Below are 15,256 nucleotides of genomic sequence, written 5' to 3'. Positions count from 1 at the left end.
CTCCTTAGGTGGCGATATCGGGATAAGGCAGCGACAGATGCTGCAGTGCGCGACCGTAAGCCAGCTGGTACTCGAGCGGTCCATGGTCGCGCTCGAACATCGCGATGAACAAGGTCAGCGTGAGGAAGGGGTGCGCACCGAGCCCGAAGAGTGCCACATGATCCTGCTCGCGCAGCGCCGTACGTTCCTCGTCGGTGAAGCTGAGCCAGGTGGAGCGCTCTCCGGTGTGGCAGTTGAGGATCTGGTTCGCCATCTCCGCCTCCCACCAGCTGACGGTGCCGGCGGCGTCCTCGCGGTAGCGCTCTACCAGGTCCGGGTCGCGATCGACGGTGTAGAGGAACTTGTTCAGCAGGTACTTGCTCATGCCGGCACTCCGTTCGGGTACCAGGTGAAGTACGCCTCCATGGTGTGGAAGAGGTCGAGTGAGTCGACGTGATCCGCCTTCGCACCCGCGCCGGCGACACCCATCATCAGCATGAAGTCCATGAACCCGTGTGTCGCGTTGCCCGGCTGATGCAGGCTGTCCAGCGTCACCTCGGCGAGGCACCCTTCCAGATCACCGCTGGCGATCCAGTCCACCGCCTTGCGATCGAACTCCGGATCCGGCCCGTGCGCACCGAACTGCCGCGGGCCGCCCAGCTCGAGCGACAGGTGCCCGGTGCCGATGATCGCCACCCGCGCGTCGATCGGCCACGACTCGACCAGCTGCCGGATCGTCTTGCCGAGCTCGACGAACCGGCCCGGCCGGGGCAGCGGCGGCGCGAAGATGTTGGTGTAGATCGGCACGATCGGCAGGTCCGCTTCGGGGCGGAGCGTGATGATCGGGCAGGTGATGCTGTGGTCGATCCGCAGCTCGTTGCTGAAGGCAAGGTCGAAGCCGGCGTCCAGCCCGTTGCGCAGGATGTGCCCGGCCAGCCGCTCCTCCCCCGCCAGCGTCATCCGCGGCAGCCCGAACTCGCGTTCCTCGTTGTACCAGTTGGCGTCGAAGTACGGCGCTTTGCCGACCAGGAACTGCGGCATGTTGTCGAGCCACAGCTGATGGAAGTGGTCGCTGCCGACCATCACCAGGATGTCCGGCCGGGCCTTGGTGAGGGTCTCCCGGAACGCCTCGATCTTCGCCACCCACTCGTCGGCGAACGGCGGCCGGTCGGCCCCGGTGGCGGTACTCGCGCGGTAGTAGAACGGGTGATGGGTCGAGGCGATCACCGCCGCGACTGTGGCCATCTGCAGCTCCTTCAGGTTGCGGGATCGACGTACACGGCGTTGCGGTCGACGGTCAGGTAAGCGTCCATGCCGATCGGCCGGCGGCGTTCCTCGGCGATCTGCCCGAGCAGGCCGGCCGCCCTGGCCAGCAAGGCGAAACCACGCAGCAACTCGACCGGCAACCCAAGATCTGCCAGTGCGGCGCCGCAGACGCCGGCGCCGTTGAGCGGAAGCTTGCGGCCGAGGACCTGCTCGTGCACTCGCCCGATCGCCTCGAATAGTCGTAGATGCGGGCCTTCCAGCCCCTCCTCCCGGGCGATGCCGATCAGCACCGGCGTCCGCGGGTCCTGCACCTTGTGCACCGGATGCCCAAGGCCTGGGACGTACTTCTTCGCTTCCCGAGCCGCGGTGACGACGTCCAGTGCGAGTGCGTCCCAGCCCGCGTCATCGGTGGGCACATCCCGGCCTTGGAGGGCCTCGTCCAAATACATCCCGCAGTCCTCGGTGACGCCGAGGAAGCGCGATCCCCCACCAAGCAGTCCGGCCGCGAGCGCGCCTTGGAGCGAGTCGGGTGCCGACAGATACGTCAGCCGAGCCGCGATCGCCGTCGGCGTGAAGCCGTGATCGGCCAGCGCCACCAGCACCGCCTCGAAAACGCGCGTCTCACCGGGAGTCGGCCGCCGCAGTGCGACCAGCCAGAAGGCCAGCTCACCGAACCCGACCTTGCCCATCAGGTCGGCCGTGAGGTCCTGACCGAGCAGGCGGATCTCGTCGGCGGTCGACGTACCCAGGGACGTTGGAAAACTCATTGCTTGAGCCACCTCCGGAGCTCCGCGCCGTGCTCGTCCAGGTCCGGCGGCGGCAGCCGGTACGACGCCGCGCCGGCGGAGAACGTGATCGGGTTCCGCACGGTCGGAATCGAGCCGACCGTGACGACCGGATCCAGACCGATGTCCTCCGCGAAGGCCACGCCGCCGTCGATGGAGTTGATCGGACCGCAGGGCACACCCGCGGCGATGATGTCGCGGAACCACTCCATCCGGGTCCTGGTGCCCAGCCTCTCCACCAGCAGCGGTCTCAGTTCCTCGCGGTTCGCGGTGCGCTTCTGGTTGCGGTCGAACCGCGGGTCGTCGGCCAGCTCCGGTACGCCGAGCACCTCGGTCAGCCGGCGGAACTGGTTGTTGTTCCCGGCCGTGATGATCAGCTCGCCATCGGAGCACGGCAACGGCTCGTACGGGAAGAGACTGGGATGGCTGTTGCCCATCCGCACCGGGACGACGCCGCCCGCGACGTACGCGCTCGACTGGTTGACCAGGCCGGAGAGCGCCGACGACAGCAGGTTGACCTCGACATGCTGACCACGTCCGGTCTCGTGCCGGGCGTTCAGCGCGGACAGCACGCCGATCGTGGCGTGCAGGCCGGCCATCACGTCGAAGACCGAGATGCCGGCCCGGAACGGCTCACCGTCCGGGGAGCCGGTCAGGCTCATCAGCCCGGAGATCGCCTGCACGATCAGGTCGTAGCCGGGCAGCTCGGCGCCCTTCGGGCCGGAGCCGAAGCCGCTGATCGAGGCATAGATCAGTTTTGGGTTGCCGGTGGCAACGGTCTCGTAGTCGAGCCCGAACCGCGTCAGCCCGCCCGGCCGGAAGTTCTCCACCAGGACGTCGGCACGCCGAGCCAGCTCCTGGGCCGCCGCCCGGTCGTCGGCGTCCTTCAGGTCGAGCGCGATCGACCGCTTGTTCCGGTTCACCGCGAGGTAGTACGTCGAGATGCCGTCGCGGACCGGCGGTTGCCAGGACCGGGTGTCGTCACCGCCGGGCGCCTCGACCTTGACCACGTCCGCGCCGAGGTCGGCCAGCAGCATGGTCGCGTACGGCCCGGCCAGGATCCGGGAGAAGTCGGCGACCAGCAATCCGGACAACGGACCCGTCACGCGACCTCCCTGGATTGAATACGGACAGTTGTCCGCAGAACCCTGACGGCCTCAGTCTCAGACCTCCATCCGGACGATGTCAACCGCTCGCGGCGAGACCTTGACAGCGCGATCCGCCGCTTCGATAGTGACCGTATCGCCCTGATGACCGTCAGACGGACGCATGTCCGGGCACTCTTCTGGAGGGGAATCATGACCACTGCCGAGATGCCGGTGGCGGGCCGGCCGGTGCTGCTGCGCGGGGGGACCGTGCTGACCATGGACGACGACCACACGGTCGTCACCGACGGGGACGTGCTGATTGTCGACAATCAGATCGCGGCCGTCGGACGGGCGGTCGACGTCCCCGACGGCACCCAGGAGATCGACGCGACCGGCGGCATCGTGATGCCGGGCATGATCGACACCCATCGGCACATGTGGCAGACCGCGATGCGCGCGTACGGCGCCGACTGGACGCTGACGCAGTACTTCGTCTGGTACTACCTCGAGCACGGCAAGACGTTCCGGCCGGAAGACATCTACGCCGGCAACCTGACGTCGGCCTGGGAGTCCCTCGAGGCCGGAGTCACCACCACGGTCGACTGGTCGCACGGACTGCAGAGCGTCGACCACGCGGAGGCGGCGGTCGACGCGCTGCGCGCCGTCCCCGGCCGCTTCGTCCTTGCCTACGGCAACATCCAGGCCGGGCCGTGGGAGTGGTCCGCCGATCCGGCCGTCCGCGCGTTCCTGGAACGGCTCCGGGACGACTCCAGCCTCGGGCTGCAGCTCGCCTTCGACGTCACCGGCGACCCGGCCTTCCCGGAGCGGGGAGCCTTCGAGGTGGCGCGGGAGCTCGACGTCGGCGTGACCACGCATGCCGGCGTGTGGGGCGCGACCAACGACGACGGCATCCGGCTGATGCACGAGAACGGCTTCATGACGCCGAAAAACATCTACGTGCACGCGGCGACCCTCGACACCGACTCCTACCAGCGGATCGCGGCCACCGGCGGATCGATCTCGGTCTCGACCGAATCCGAGCAGAGCGCCGGCCAGGGCTACCCGCCCACCTGGCAGGTCCGCCGCCACGGCATCCCGGTCTCGCTGTCGATGGACACCAGCGTGTGGTGGAGCGGCGACCTGTTCAGCGCGATGCGGACGACGCTCGGCGCCGACCGGGCCCGCGAGCACCTCGAGGCGCACATGAAGGGCGCCACGGTGACGCACAGCCATCTGCGCGCCGAGCACGTGGTCGACTGGGCCACTCGCGGTGGCGCGAAGGCGCTCGGCCGGGACGACCTCGGCAGTCTCGAACCCGGGAAGACGGCGGACGTCGTACTGATCAAGAACGACACGTCGCCGGTGTCGTTCCCGCTCGTCAACCCCTACGGGCATGTGGCTTTCCAGGCCCAGCGCGGTGACGTGCACACCGTGATCGTCGACGGCCGCGTGGTGAAGTTCGCCAACCAGCTGGTCGGTTGCGACCTGGCGGCCGTACGGCGCGGTGTCGAGGCGACCGTCGACTACCTTCGCGCGTCGCTGGGCGAGGAGGCCTGGAGAAGTGGGATGAACCCGGAGCTGCCGAAGGGCGAGGTGCTCGACAACCCGTACCAGTACACCGAGTACAAGTCCGACTCGACCCGCGAGGCCCGCGGCACCATCTTCGGCGAGTCGGGGTCGTAGGCTCGGGCGTTACGTCGTACGAGCGTTGGAGGTAGGAACTGATGGCAGGACGCGGCGCGGGCCCGGACTTCGTCGAGTCACTGGCGCGCGGCCTGGATGTTCTGGCCTGCTTCGACGCGGACCACCGGACCATGTCCCTCAGCGAAGTCGCGACCGCGGCCGGGCTGGCCCGGCCGACCGCGCGCCGGCTCCTCCTGACCCTGGAGGAGCTCGGCTTCGTCCGCACCGTCGACGGTGCCTTCCAGCTCACCCCGAAGGTGCTGACCCTCGGCATGGCGTACGTCGGCTCCCTCGGACTGTGGGACATCGCCAAGCCGCACCTCGAAGCACTCGTCACCCGCACTGGCGAGTCGTCCTCGATGGCCCAGCTCGACGGCTCCGACATCGTGTACGTCGCCCGGGTGTCGGTGCCGAAGATCATCGCGCTCCGGGTCGACATCGGCACCCGCTTCCCCGCCGCCCAGACCTCACAGGGGAAGGTCTTGCTCGCCGCCCTCTCCCCCGACGAGCTGGCCGACGTCCTCGCGCAACCGAGCCGGGCCGGACTGCCGCCGTACATCGGACGGAGCGCGGAGCAACTCCGCGATCAGCTCACCGAGATCCGGGCTCGCGGCTGGGCCCTGGCCGACGAGGAGCTCGCCCCCGGAGTCCGCTCGGTGGCCGCGCCGGTCCGCGACGGTACCGGCACGGTTCGTGCCGCGATGAACGTCACCGTCCACGCCGCAGAGACCTCGACCGAGAAGCTCCTCCACGATCACCTTCCGCTGCTCCTGCGCACCGCGGGTGACGTCAGTGCCGAGTGGGCGCTCTGGCAGTCCCGTCCGCACGTCGAGCTCGACCAGCCCGGCCGCCAAACGTCCGCTTGAGCCTTTCACTCAGCGGAAGACCGATGTCCTGCCGAGGTTCGCTGTTTCTAGCGTCGATACATGGTGCTGCTCTCGCCCGATCTGTGGGCCGAAAAGATCTTCGTGGACTCCTGGACCCCAGGGTCGGCCGGTGTGCGAGCCGTCGTCGAACCGGCGACCGGCGACCGCCTCGGTGCGATCGGGCTCGCCGCACCGGAAGACGTCGTACGCGCGTCTGCCCGAGCGGCAGCCGCGCAACGCGAGTGGGCGGTCGCCGCCCCCGCTGAACGCGCCGCGGTGCTCCGCCGGGCCGGCCAACTGTTCGAGCAGTACGCCGACGAGATCCAGGACTGGCTGGTTCGCGAGGCGGGATCCATCCGGATGAAGGCGGCGGTCGAGACGGACGGCGCGGCGACGGAATGCTTCGAGGCGTCCGCGCTCCCGACGCATCCGATGGGCCACGTACTTCCATCGAATGAGCCGCACTGGTCGTTCTCGCGCCGACGGCCCGTCGGGGTCGTCTCGGTGATCGCGCCGTTCAACTTCCCGCTGATCCTGTCGATCCGCAGCGTCGCACCAGCGCTGGCGCTGGGGAACGCCGTACTGCTGAAGCCCGACCCGCGGACCGCGGTCTCGGGTGGCGTCGTCCTGGCAAGGATCTTCCAGGAGGCCGGACTGCCGCATGGACTGCTGTCGCTCTTGCCGGGCGGAGCGGACATCGGCGAAGCGGTCGTGACCGCGCCCGAGGTGTCGGTGGTGTCGTTCACCGGCTCCACGAAAGCCGGCCGGCTCGTCGGCCGAGCCGCCTCGGAACACCTCAAGCGAGTGCATCTCGAACTGGGTGGCAACAGCGCGCTCGTCGTCCTCCCCGGCGCCGACCTGGCGAAGGCTGCCAGCGCGGGCGCGTTCGGCTCGTTCGGCCATCAAGGCCAGATCTGCATGACCACCGGCCGCCACCTCGTCCATCAGTCACTGCACGACGACTACGTCGCGCTGCTGGCGGAGAAGGCGTCCAACCTCCCGATCGGCAACCCCGCCACGGAGCAGGTGGCCCTTGGCCCGGTCATCGACTCGGGGCAGCGCGACCGGATCCACGACCTCGTCAACCGGACCGTCAGTGCCGGCGCGACCCTGGCCGCCGGCGGACGCTTCCAGGACCTCTTCTACAGCCCGACCGTGTTGTCAGCGGTGACCCCGGAGATGCCGGCGTACGCCGAGGAGGTCTTCGGACCGGTGGCCCCGGTGGTGCCGTTCGGCTCGGTCGACGATGCGATCAAGCTTGCCGCGGATTCGCCGTACGGCCTGTCGCTCGGCATCCTCGGCGACGTCGGCCTGGCCATGACGGTCGCCGACGCGGTGCCGGCCGGCATCGTTCACATCAACGAGCAAACCGTCGGCGACGAGGCCCACGCGCCGTTCGGCGGCACCCGCGGCTCAGGCACCGGCGCCCGCTTCGGTGGCGCGGAGGCGAACATCGAAGCGTTCACCGAGATCCAGTGGCTGACCGTCCGCTCCGAGATCGCGCCGTACCCGTTCTAGGGCGTGACCCAGCCGGTCAGGATGGTCGTACCGGAGTTGGTCGTGCAGACGAGGCGGTAGGGCGCGGTCGGGACCGGGCGGAGAGCGAAGAAGCCGAGGTCGTCGATCTCGGCTTCGGCGAACTTGCCGCCGTCGCCGCGAGCGCTGACCGTGCCGGCCTCCGGCGGATCGAGCTGGCCGAGCACGCCGTCCGGCGTCAGCTCGAGCTCGATCGTCCAGCCGTCGGAGGCGAACGTGAGCGATCTCAGGGTCGCGCTCTCCGAACGGACCGCCACCAGTTCCGGCGTGTCCCAGGCCGAGTCGTAGGTGAGCGCGGCCAGCTCGGCGTCGATCGTGCGCCACGCGAACGCGGCCTTGCCGGCCTCGACGAAGGCCTGCGGCACCTCTTCGGTCGTGACCAGTGCGTCCCGCAAGGCGTCCAGCAGCTCGTCGTCGGTCCAGTCGAGATCCACCACGCTGCTCACCTCCTCGTCTCGTCGTCAGGTCCCCCGGCGACCAGCAGCGCCAGTGCGGGTGTACGGCGCAACCGGTCCAGACACCGGGCCCGGTTGGGGCCGATGCTGCCGACAGGGATATGCAGTAGCCGGCTGATCTCGTCGTAGGCCGTCGGCGGATCGCGGGTGAGCAGCCTCAGCAATGCCTGGCAACGCTCCGACAACTCACGGAACGCGGCCCGGATCACCTGCCCGCGTTCGTGCCGGAGCACTTCCTCCTCGGCGACCGCCTGTTCGACGACATCGTTCGACTCGGCCGGATCGACAGGCTCGACCCGGCTCGACGCGCGCAGGAGCCGGTAGCACTCGCGCTGAGTAGTGGTGGCGATCCAGCCCGGCAGGGCCGCTGATTCGCGCAGGCCGGGCAGGTGTTCGATCAGCCGCAGCCAGACGCTCTGCCCAATGTCGTCGGTGTCGGCCTGTGCCAGCCGGTATCGGCGGCACACTGACCAGACGAGTGGCGCGTACCGCTCCACCAACTCGTCCCAGGCATCCTTGTCGCCGTCTCTGGCCCGGGTGACCAGGTCGACGACAGTCGGGTCGTCCCGCATGTCATCTCCCTCCCACGCTGGACCGTTCACCTGTACGGAGTCGGTACGGCCTCTGGTGATACATGAGCTCAAGCCCCCAATGCGACGAACGAACGCCCCGCGGCCACCGCCACCGGGTCGTCGGCGGCCGCGGTCCGGGCACCGGCGAACGCGGCTGCGAGTGACTGCCCGGCTTGCAGATTGTCGTGCAATGCCGTCATCAAGGGAACGGTGGCCGGATCATTCACCGGTACGACGCTCGCGAGAATGCCGGCCGCACCGAGCGGGATCAGGCTACTGCTCAACCCGAGCAGCTCATCAGCACCGACAGGCTTCGCCAAGCCGGAGTCGCAACTGGACAGCACCAGCCGGTACGGCGCTCGGTGCAACCGCTCGAAGTCGTACACGGTCAGCGGCCCGTCGTCGAGCCGCAACGACGAGAAGAGCGGGCTGTCGGACCGGAAGGTGCCGTGCGCGGCGATGTGCGCGATCCACGCACCGTCCAGCGCGTGCAACACCTTCTCCGCGGTCGCATCGCCGTTGGCCAGGACGGTCGCCTCCGGGTAGCGCTGAGCCAGCCGCATCACCTCGGCCCTACCCGCGGACAGCCCAGGCCCGAGCACCAGGACCACGCGTCGATCGGACGGCGGTCGCAACCGGCGCGCCCGCAACCAGGTCGCCGCCGACGGCACCACGTTCACCGGCCGGTCAGCCATCGACGGCAGCAGTCCCCACGGCAAGGCCTGGAGCCGGCCCGGCGGCACCATCACCACCGGCCGATCACCGAGCAGGTGCTGCGCGGGTCCGAGGATCGCCTCACCGAGTCGTGAACCAAGCACATCGAGCGAGGGACCACGCTGCGACCGGCCGTGGGCCAGCCACCGCAACCGGAATCGCGACCGCTCGACCTCGACCGCGGCCGTGGCGACCGGCCCGACGGTGTGCCGGCTGATCGTCCCGTCCCGGACCACAACGGCATGCAGTACGTCGTCGACCTCGATCAACTCGATCAGGACGGTCTCCTCCAGCGCGCCGACCAATTCCTCGACATCGAATCGAGTCGTCGACCCACTCAACGGCTGCCCCTGAGCCCGCAGTGCCCGCTCACGGACAGCCTTCTCGAGTCGCCGCCGTTCGCGTTCCAACGCCGCGTCACGCTGCGCGTCGAGGCGCCGTACGACGTCTCGCAGCGCAGCCAGATCGCCGACCAGTTGCTCGTCATCCGACGGACGCACCGGCGGAACAGTGAGCGCGGTGGCTCGCCACCGTTCGCCCCAGACCAGCAAGCTGCTCGCGTCGTCCCGCCGCAGTGCGTCGCGCAGCGCGAGCTCCGCGAGCTCGGCGCCGTGACCGGTAGCCAACGCGCGAAGCTCAGTGGCACCCATCGTCAGCCGATGCTCATCGAGTGCGTCGAGGCCGCGAGCACAAGCACTCAGCATGCCGCGGACATCGGCACGGGCCTCCGACCGCAATGCCTTGCCGAGCCAGGCCGCGCTTCGAGCGAGCGGTGGCGCGTCCTTGCTCCGCCGTCCGGCCAATTCCAGATGGCGATCCGCGGTCCGCGCCCGGCCATCGGCCAGCGCCAGCCGGCCGGCCAGCAGGTGCGCGGACGACGCCTCCGAGGCACCGAGGTCGTCGAGTCGGCGGGCCACTTCACTCACTCGCCGCAGCAAGCGCGGACCCTTCTCACCTGACAGATAGCGGGCCTCCAGTTGAACCATCGACGAGCGCACCGCCCACCACTCGCGATGTTGCGCGGAGAACAGCCGCCGAGCGCGATCAGCCCGGTCCCGCGCGGCAGGCAGGTCGCCGGTCGCCAGGGCCGCGGACGCTGCCGCGAACCACAGCTCGCCGCGTTTCGTTGCCTGCGCACCCTCGGCTTCCATCCGCACGATGGCCTGATCCATCTCCGCCAGCGCTTCGGTGCTGAGCCCGGCCGCGAGCAGTACGCCGCAGCGGTCGATCGCGAGGTCCGGCCAGACCACCCCGACCGCCTCGAACCGCCGGCCGGCCTCGTCGAGATACCCCAGCGCCGTCGGCAGGTCGCCGCGCGAGAACGCGACCAATCCCCTGTTCTGGCGGGCTTCGGCGTACTCGAACTCCTGGCCGGTCGCGGCGTACAGCCGCTCGGCGACGGCGAAGTCGGCGTCCGCCCGCTTGGTCCCGCCGAGCGCAAGCTGGACGAAGCCGCGATAGTTGCGCGATCGCGCTTCCCACACCTGATCGCCGGACCGGCGCAGGCGCGGGATCGCGGACCGCAGATCGTCTAGTGCCTCACGATGCCGGCCCAGAATGAGCAGTACGTCGGCACGCCGCACGAGCACCCGTCCGGTCAACGCACCGCGGCTCAGGTCGACGGCACGGCCGAGGTTGGCCAGGCCCTCCCGGCTACGTCCGGCCCGGCCGAGAGTCGCGCCGAGGGTGGCCAAGACATCCGCCTCGCGATCAGGCCGGCCGGATCGCTCAGCCAGCTGCAACGCGATCCGCAGCTCCCGGATCGCCGCGGTCACATCGCCGAGTTGACGCACCGCGATGGCGGTCGCCTGGTGCGCGAGAGATGCGGCAGCAGGCGTTGGTTCCCCCGACAGCAGGACCTGGGCCGCCGCGATCGCGTCATGCGGGCGCGACAGCGCCAGCGGCAGCAGAGACTCCGGCGCAACCGCCACGTCGGCACTCCCCGCGGGCGTCGGCATTCTGAAATGATAACGGCCGGTTGCACCATTTCATTCGATTCATTCGATCCAGGGGGAAGGCAGGAAATGGCCCAGCAGGGGAACAGCAACGGGGGAAATCAAACGAACGAGCCATCGGAGCGGAAGTTCGTCGCTCAGATCAGACTGATCCTCGAGGCCTACGGCCGCGAGGTAGGGGTCTTCCCGGAGGACTGGGAGAAACGGCCCGAGGGCGCCGAGTACCTGTACCGCACCGGGATCGTCCTGGTCCGCGATGAGGACCTTGCCCGGGTCGTCGAGCTCTTCGGTGGCGGCAGCCCGGCCGACAACGGAATCGGCGGAGTCACCCGGCTGCATCTCCCGGACAAGGTGCCGCCGAACGCACCTGAGGATCCTTCGGTCACCATCCGGTTCCTGAAGTACGCCGACCTGCGGCTCGGCCGCGGCGTGGTCACACCGGAGCACATGTTCTACGTAACTCCCAGCGTCAGCCCGTGTCCCGCGACCGAGCCCGAAGAGGTCGCGCCCGGCATTCCGCCGGACCCGGCGCTGCCGACTCCGTTCCTGTCCGCCGGTGCGGCCGACGGGCGCGGCGTGAAGGTCGTCGTCCTGGACGTCGGCTGGTCCGACGCACCAGGCGCGTACTGGCTGACCGGGGTGACCGGAGACCCGGAGAACGCCTTCGACCCGGCCGGGCGGATCCGGCCGTACGCCGGTCACGGCACGTTCATCGCCGGAGTGATGCGGGCGCTCGCCCGTCATGTCGAAATCGTGGTGAAGAGCTATTTCACCACCGCCGGAGCGATGTGGGAGTTCGATCTCGCCCAGGCACTCGACGAGGTGCTCGGCGAGGCGCCGGACATCATCAGCTTGTCGGCCGGCACCCGGACGCGCTTCAATCTGCCGGCGCTCGGTCTGGACGTGTTCATCAAGACCCGGCTGAATCGCGTCAACGGCCTGGCCCTGGTCGCCGCGGCAGGCAACGAGGGCACCCGGGACTACTTCTGGCCGGCGGCCTTCCCCGAGACGGTCGGCGTCGGCGCCTTGGCCGACAACGGGCGGGACCGGGCGTCGTTCAGCAACTTCGGTGGCTGGGTCGACGTCTACGCACCAGGCGAGAACCTGGTCAACGCCTTCCTCACCGGCACCTACGAGTGCACCGAACCGCCGAACACCGGCCAGCTGCGCGAGTTCATCGGCATGGCGCGCTGGAGCGGTACGTCGTTCGCGACACCGCTGGTCGCCGCACTGATCGCCGGGCGGATGTCGGTGACGGGTGAGAACGCGAAGCAGGCGTCCGACGCACTGCTGGCATTCGCTCTGACGCAGCCGGAGCCCGGCGTGGGCGCCGTACTGCGCGCTGGCGACGCTCTGGCTTCACTCACGGGACACTAAACACGCTGACGCGGTGCGGACTATCGGCCTGACCACCGAGCACCCGCACCACGTCAGCCCTCCCCTGCAGCGCCTCCCGTCGCTCTCCCCCCTGGGCGACTCGGAGGCATCCCCCCATTTGTGCGGAGTCCGTGACGGCTGACGGTGATACACCCCGCTTCCAAGAAATTTCCGGACGTATCTGAAACCGGTACTGGCGACTCCGGAAGTCATCAGGAACTTTCTCGGGGAGATGCACAGTGGCCACCATGGATCTGACGTCCGCGCAGGCCGCGGACAGCAGCCGGCCCACCAAGCCGGACAAGGTACGACGTCGCGCCAAGCCCGCCGCGTCCGCGATGACGCCGGCGGTGCGCCGGATCACCGGATTGGTCAACGCCCTCGAGGGACTGATCGCGTTCGTCTGGCTGGTTGCGTCGTACGGCGTGGCCGAACAGCTCGTCGCCGCCCAGGAAGCCGCGCCCACCGGGACCGTCGCGACACGGCCGCTGAGCTGGTGGGGGCTGGACATCCCGGTCACGCTGAACATGAGCCTGCTCATCGTCGGCGCGGCCGCCGGTGCGGTCGGCAGTGTCGTGCAGCAGGGACTCGCTTTCGCCCAGTACGCCCGGTACGACCGGCTCCGCAGTGGCCAGGTCTGGTGGTACGTGCTGTTCCCGGTGTGGGCCGGACTGCTGGGAGCGGTCGTGGTAGTGGCCGTCAACACCGGACTGATCAGCATCGGCGACGAGACCACGTCGACCGCGGGCGTGACCGTCCTCGTCACGATGGGCGCGCTTTCCGGGCTCTTCACCAACCAGGCCCTGCGACGGCTCCGGCCGATTCTCGGCGGGCCGGGGAGCACCGAGCCGATCGAGGATCAGCCGCCGGCCGGTGGCTGAGGGTTCTCGCAGAGGAACGGCGGGCGGCCGGTGCCGGAGTGGTAGTGGTACTGCTTGCCGGCCACCTCGAGGATCGTGCGGATGCCCGGGATCAGGGCCTGGGTGTAGAACATGCCGGGCTCCGGACAGCCGAGGCTGCCGTCGCGCCAGGTGACCTCGGCCGTGCTGACCACGGTCACCTGCGCCGGATCGACGCGCAGGTGGGCGGCCAGGTCGGCCTTGGCCTGCTCGACCGGATCCGCCGGCAGCGTCGGCGGGGTCGTCGGGCCGGAAGCGGGCGGGGAGGTGGGCGGGGTCGTCGGGTCGGGCGATGCTGAGTTACTGCTCGTGGGCGTCATCGACGGTTCCCCTCCGGCTCCGGATTCATTGCCGCACGCAACCAGAAGGACGGTCGCCGCCACGGCCAGCACGCTTACTCTGCGCATCACGATCACCTCCCACAGTAGACGCCGTACGCCGGGCGTTCGTTGCACCCTGGTTACCAGACAGTTGTTCAGGTGCTGTTTGCCGAGTGTCCGCCCTCCCCGTGAAGGATCACGCTCACCACACGCACCAAGGAGCTTTCATGTCTGTTGCACGTCGTTCCGTCCTACGGGGTGCCGCGGCCGGTGCCGCGGGAGTTGGATTCGCCACCGTCGGCGCCGTACCGTCCCTCGCCGAAGCCGCCCCCGCGGCGCACCACGGGCCGTTCCCGGAGCACCGCCCGTTCCCGCCGCTGCTGGACGACCCGAAGGGCGTGCTCGCACTGCCGCCGGGGTTCAAGTACCGGATCGTCACCCAGGCCGGCCAGACCAAGCTCACGAGCGGTCAGCCGACCCCGGCCCTGCACGACGGCACCGCGGTCTTCGCCGGTAGCCGGCACAACACCTACACGCTGATCCAAAACCACGAGATCGGCGCCAACGACCCGCTCGGCGTGCCGCAGGTCGAGGGCACCGTCTACGACACCGGCGTCGGTGCGGCCGGTGGCTGCACGGTCATCTCGGTCGACGGCGACGGCGCCAACCTCGGCGAGTGGGTCGGCATCTCCGGCACGCTCACCAACTGCGCCGGCGGCCCGACGCCGTGGGGCACCTGGATGACGTGCGAGGAGACCGAGAACAAGGCCAACGGCACCACCCGGCTGAAGGACCACGGCTACGTCTTCGAGGTCTGGGCCGACGGCAAGACCGCGCACCCGGTGCCGCTGAAGGCCCTCGGCCGGTACGCGCACGAGGCCCTCGCGATCGACGAGGACCGCACCCACATCTACCTGTCCGAGGACGCCTCCGGCCCGAACGGGACCTTCTACCGCTGGTCCGCGCCGCGCGGCTACAAGCTCAGCTCGCGCAGCTGGAAGGACTTGCAGGACAAGGACTTCGGCACACTCGAGGCGCTGGCCATCCTGGGTGACGACGGCAAGCCGATCCCGGACGTCGCCTACCTGACCTCGGCCCAGCTGCTCCGGCCGTTCCGGACCACGTGGGTGCCGGTGCCCGACCGCGACGGCGCGACGGTGTCGGTCCGCAAGCAGTTCACCGACGGCCAGATCACCCGCGGCAAGAAGTTCGAGGGCGTCTACGGCACCAGCGAGGGCGTGTACGTCGTGAACTCGTTCGCCGAGGGCGGCACCGCCGACCTGCCGGCCGACGCCGTGCCACACGACGGCATGGTCTGGTTCTACAACTACGACGCCCGGACCATCCAGCTGGTCACCTACTTCCCGGAGAACGCCGCAGCGCTCTCGCTGCAGTCGAAGTACCAGGACCTCAACTTCGACGGCCCGGACAACGTCACCGTCACCCCGTGGGGTTCGCTGATCCTCGCCGAGGACGGCAACGCCGCCAGCCACGTCCTCAGCGCGACGCCGGGCGGACCGACGTACGCGATCGCCCGGAACATGCTGAACGACTCCGAGTTCACCGGCCCGACGTTCTCCGCCGACGGCAAGGTGCTCTTCGTCAACATCCAGACCCCGGGCATCACGCTCGCGATCACCGGCCCCTGGCGCGACTACATCGGCTGAGTGCCGTCAGCAAGGTGATCGAGCGGTCGTCCGGACCGACGCGCACCTCGTTCATCAAGTAGGAATAGGCGGTCTCGCGGCCCGGCCAAGCGCC

At 69.3% G+C, this 15,256-nt stretch carries 14 protein-coding genes; 6 read left to right on the top strand and 8 right to left on the bottom strand.

What is annotated here, in order from left to right; translation table 11 throughout:
• Positions 1-4: 4 nt before the first annotated feature.
• From AB0E63_RS23810 to AB0E63_RS23795, 4 genes are read right to left on the bottom strand one after another with little or no spacing between them, the layout of a single operon-like run.
• On the bottom strand, positions 5-364 hold the full coding sequence (locus AB0E63_RS23810; protein ID WP_360370094.1) for a hypothetical protein: 360 nt from the start codon (positions 362-364) through the stop codon (positions 5-7).
• Positions 361-1,224 (bottom strand): hypothetical protein, encoded by an 864-nt coding sequence (locus tag AB0E63_RS23805; RefSeq protein WP_360370091.1) that lies wholly within the window; start codon positions 1,222-1,224, stop codon positions 361-363. Before AB0E63_RS23805 ends, AB0E63_RS23810 begins: the two co-directional genes overlap by 4 nt.
• Before the next feature lie 11 nt (positions 1,225-1,235).
• The gene (locus AB0E63_RS23800) at positions 1,236-2,012 is read right to left on the bottom strand and encodes a citryl-CoA lyase (RefSeq protein WP_360370088.1); all 777 of its coding nucleotides are present in this window, start codon (positions 2,010-2,012) and stop codon (positions 1,236-1,238) included.
• A complete protein-coding gene (locus AB0E63_RS23795; protein ID WP_360370084.1) occupies positions 2,009-3,136 on the bottom strand; it encodes a CaiB/BaiF CoA-transferase family protein in 1,128 nt (375 codons plus the stop codon). The genes AB0E63_RS23800 and AB0E63_RS23795 overlap by 4 nt, the downstream gene beginning before the upstream one ends.
• A 192-nt stretch (positions 3,137-3,328) precedes the next feature.
• On the opposite strand from AB0E63_RS23795, the gene AB0E63_RS23790 reads away from it, so the two are divergent.
• The 3 genes from AB0E63_RS23790 to AB0E63_RS23780 are packed head-to-tail and all read left to right on the top strand — an operon-like array spanning position 3,329 to position 7,185.
• On the top strand, positions 3,329-4,801 hold the full coding sequence (locus AB0E63_RS23790) for an amidohydrolase family protein (protein ID WP_360370081.1): 1,473 nt from the start codon (positions 3,329-3,331) through the stop codon (positions 4,799-4,801).
• 41 nt (positions 4,802-4,842) lie between these two features.
• A complete protein-coding gene (locus tag AB0E63_RS23785; RefSeq protein WP_360370078.1) occupies positions 4,843-5,667 on the top strand; it encodes an IclR family transcriptional regulator C-terminal domain-containing protein in 825 nt (274 codons plus the stop codon).
• Between the two features lie 60 nt (positions 5,668-5,727).
• The gene (locus AB0E63_RS23780; RefSeq protein WP_360370075.1) at positions 5,728-7,185 is read left to right on the top strand and encodes an aldehyde dehydrogenase family protein; all 1,458 of its coding nucleotides are present in this window, start codon (positions 5,728-5,730) and stop codon (positions 7,183-7,185) included.
• Here AB0E63_RS23780 and AB0E63_RS23775 read toward each other — a convergent pair.
• The 3 genes from AB0E63_RS23775 to AB0E63_RS23765 all read right to left on the bottom strand — a co-directional run bounded on the left by AB0E63_RS23775 (position 7,182) and on the right by AB0E63_RS23765 (position 10,902).
• Positions 7,182-7,649 carry a hypothetical protein gene (locus AB0E63_RS23775; RefSeq protein ID WP_360370072.1) on the bottom strand — a complete coding sequence of 156 codons (468 nt, stop codon included), beginning with the start codon at positions 7,647-7,649 and terminating at the stop codon, positions 7,182-7,184. The two genes, AB0E63_RS23780 and AB0E63_RS23775, sit on opposite strands and share 4 nt — an antisense overlap.
• Complete coding sequence (locus AB0E63_RS23770) at positions 7,646-8,230, bottom strand: sigma-70 family RNA polymerase sigma factor (protein ID WP_360370069.1); 585 nt, start codon at positions 8,228-8,230, stop codon at positions 7,646-7,648. Before AB0E63_RS23770 ends, AB0E63_RS23775 begins: the two co-directional genes overlap by 4 nt.
• Positions 8,231-8,298: 68 nt before the next feature.
• Positions 8,299-10,902: a CHAT domain-containing tetratricopeptide repeat protein gene (locus AB0E63_RS23765; protein ID WP_360370066.1), complete on the bottom strand. Its 2,604-nt coding sequence runs from the start codon at positions 10,900-10,902 to the stop codon at positions 8,299-8,301.
• 66 nt (positions 10,903-10,968) lie between these two features.
• On the opposite strand from AB0E63_RS23765, the gene AB0E63_RS23760 reads away from it, so the two are divergent.
• Both AB0E63_RS23760 and AB0E63_RS23755 read left to right on the top strand, forming a co-directional pair.
• The gene (locus AB0E63_RS23760; RefSeq protein ID WP_360370063.1) at positions 10,969-12,276 is read left to right on the top strand and encodes a S8/S53 family peptidase; all 1,308 of its coding nucleotides are present in this window, start codon (positions 10,969-10,971) and stop codon (positions 12,274-12,276) included.
• 248 nt (positions 12,277-12,524) lie between these two features.
• Positions 12,525-13,157: a hypothetical protein gene (locus AB0E63_RS23755; RefSeq protein ID WP_360370060.1), complete on the top strand. Its 633-nt coding sequence runs from the start codon at positions 12,525-12,527 to the stop codon at positions 13,155-13,157.
• Here the strand turns inward: AB0E63_RS23755 and AB0E63_RS23750 are convergent.
• Positions 13,136-13,495: a hypothetical protein gene (locus AB0E63_RS23750; RefSeq protein ID WP_360370057.1), complete on the bottom strand. Its 360-nt coding sequence runs from the start codon at positions 13,493-13,495 to the stop codon at positions 13,136-13,138. The two genes, AB0E63_RS23755 and AB0E63_RS23750, sit on opposite strands and share 22 nt — an antisense overlap.
• A 227-nt stretch (positions 13,496-13,722) precedes the next feature.
• Between AB0E63_RS23750 and AB0E63_RS23745 the strand changes: the two genes are divergently transcribed.
• Positions 13,723-15,162, top strand: a complete 1,440-nt coding sequence (locus AB0E63_RS23745) for an alkaline phosphatase PhoX (RefSeq protein WP_360370054.1) — start codon at positions 13,723-13,725, stop codon at positions 15,160-15,162.
• Positions 15,163-15,256: the final 94 nt, after the last annotated feature.

This window comes from Kribbella sp. NPDC026596 (genome assembly GCF_040638415.1).
Classification (GTDB): Bacteria; Actinomycetota; Actinomycetes; order Propionibacteriales; family Kribbellaceae; genus Kribbella.
This window is presented reverse-complemented; position numbering and strand designations above follow the sequence as displayed.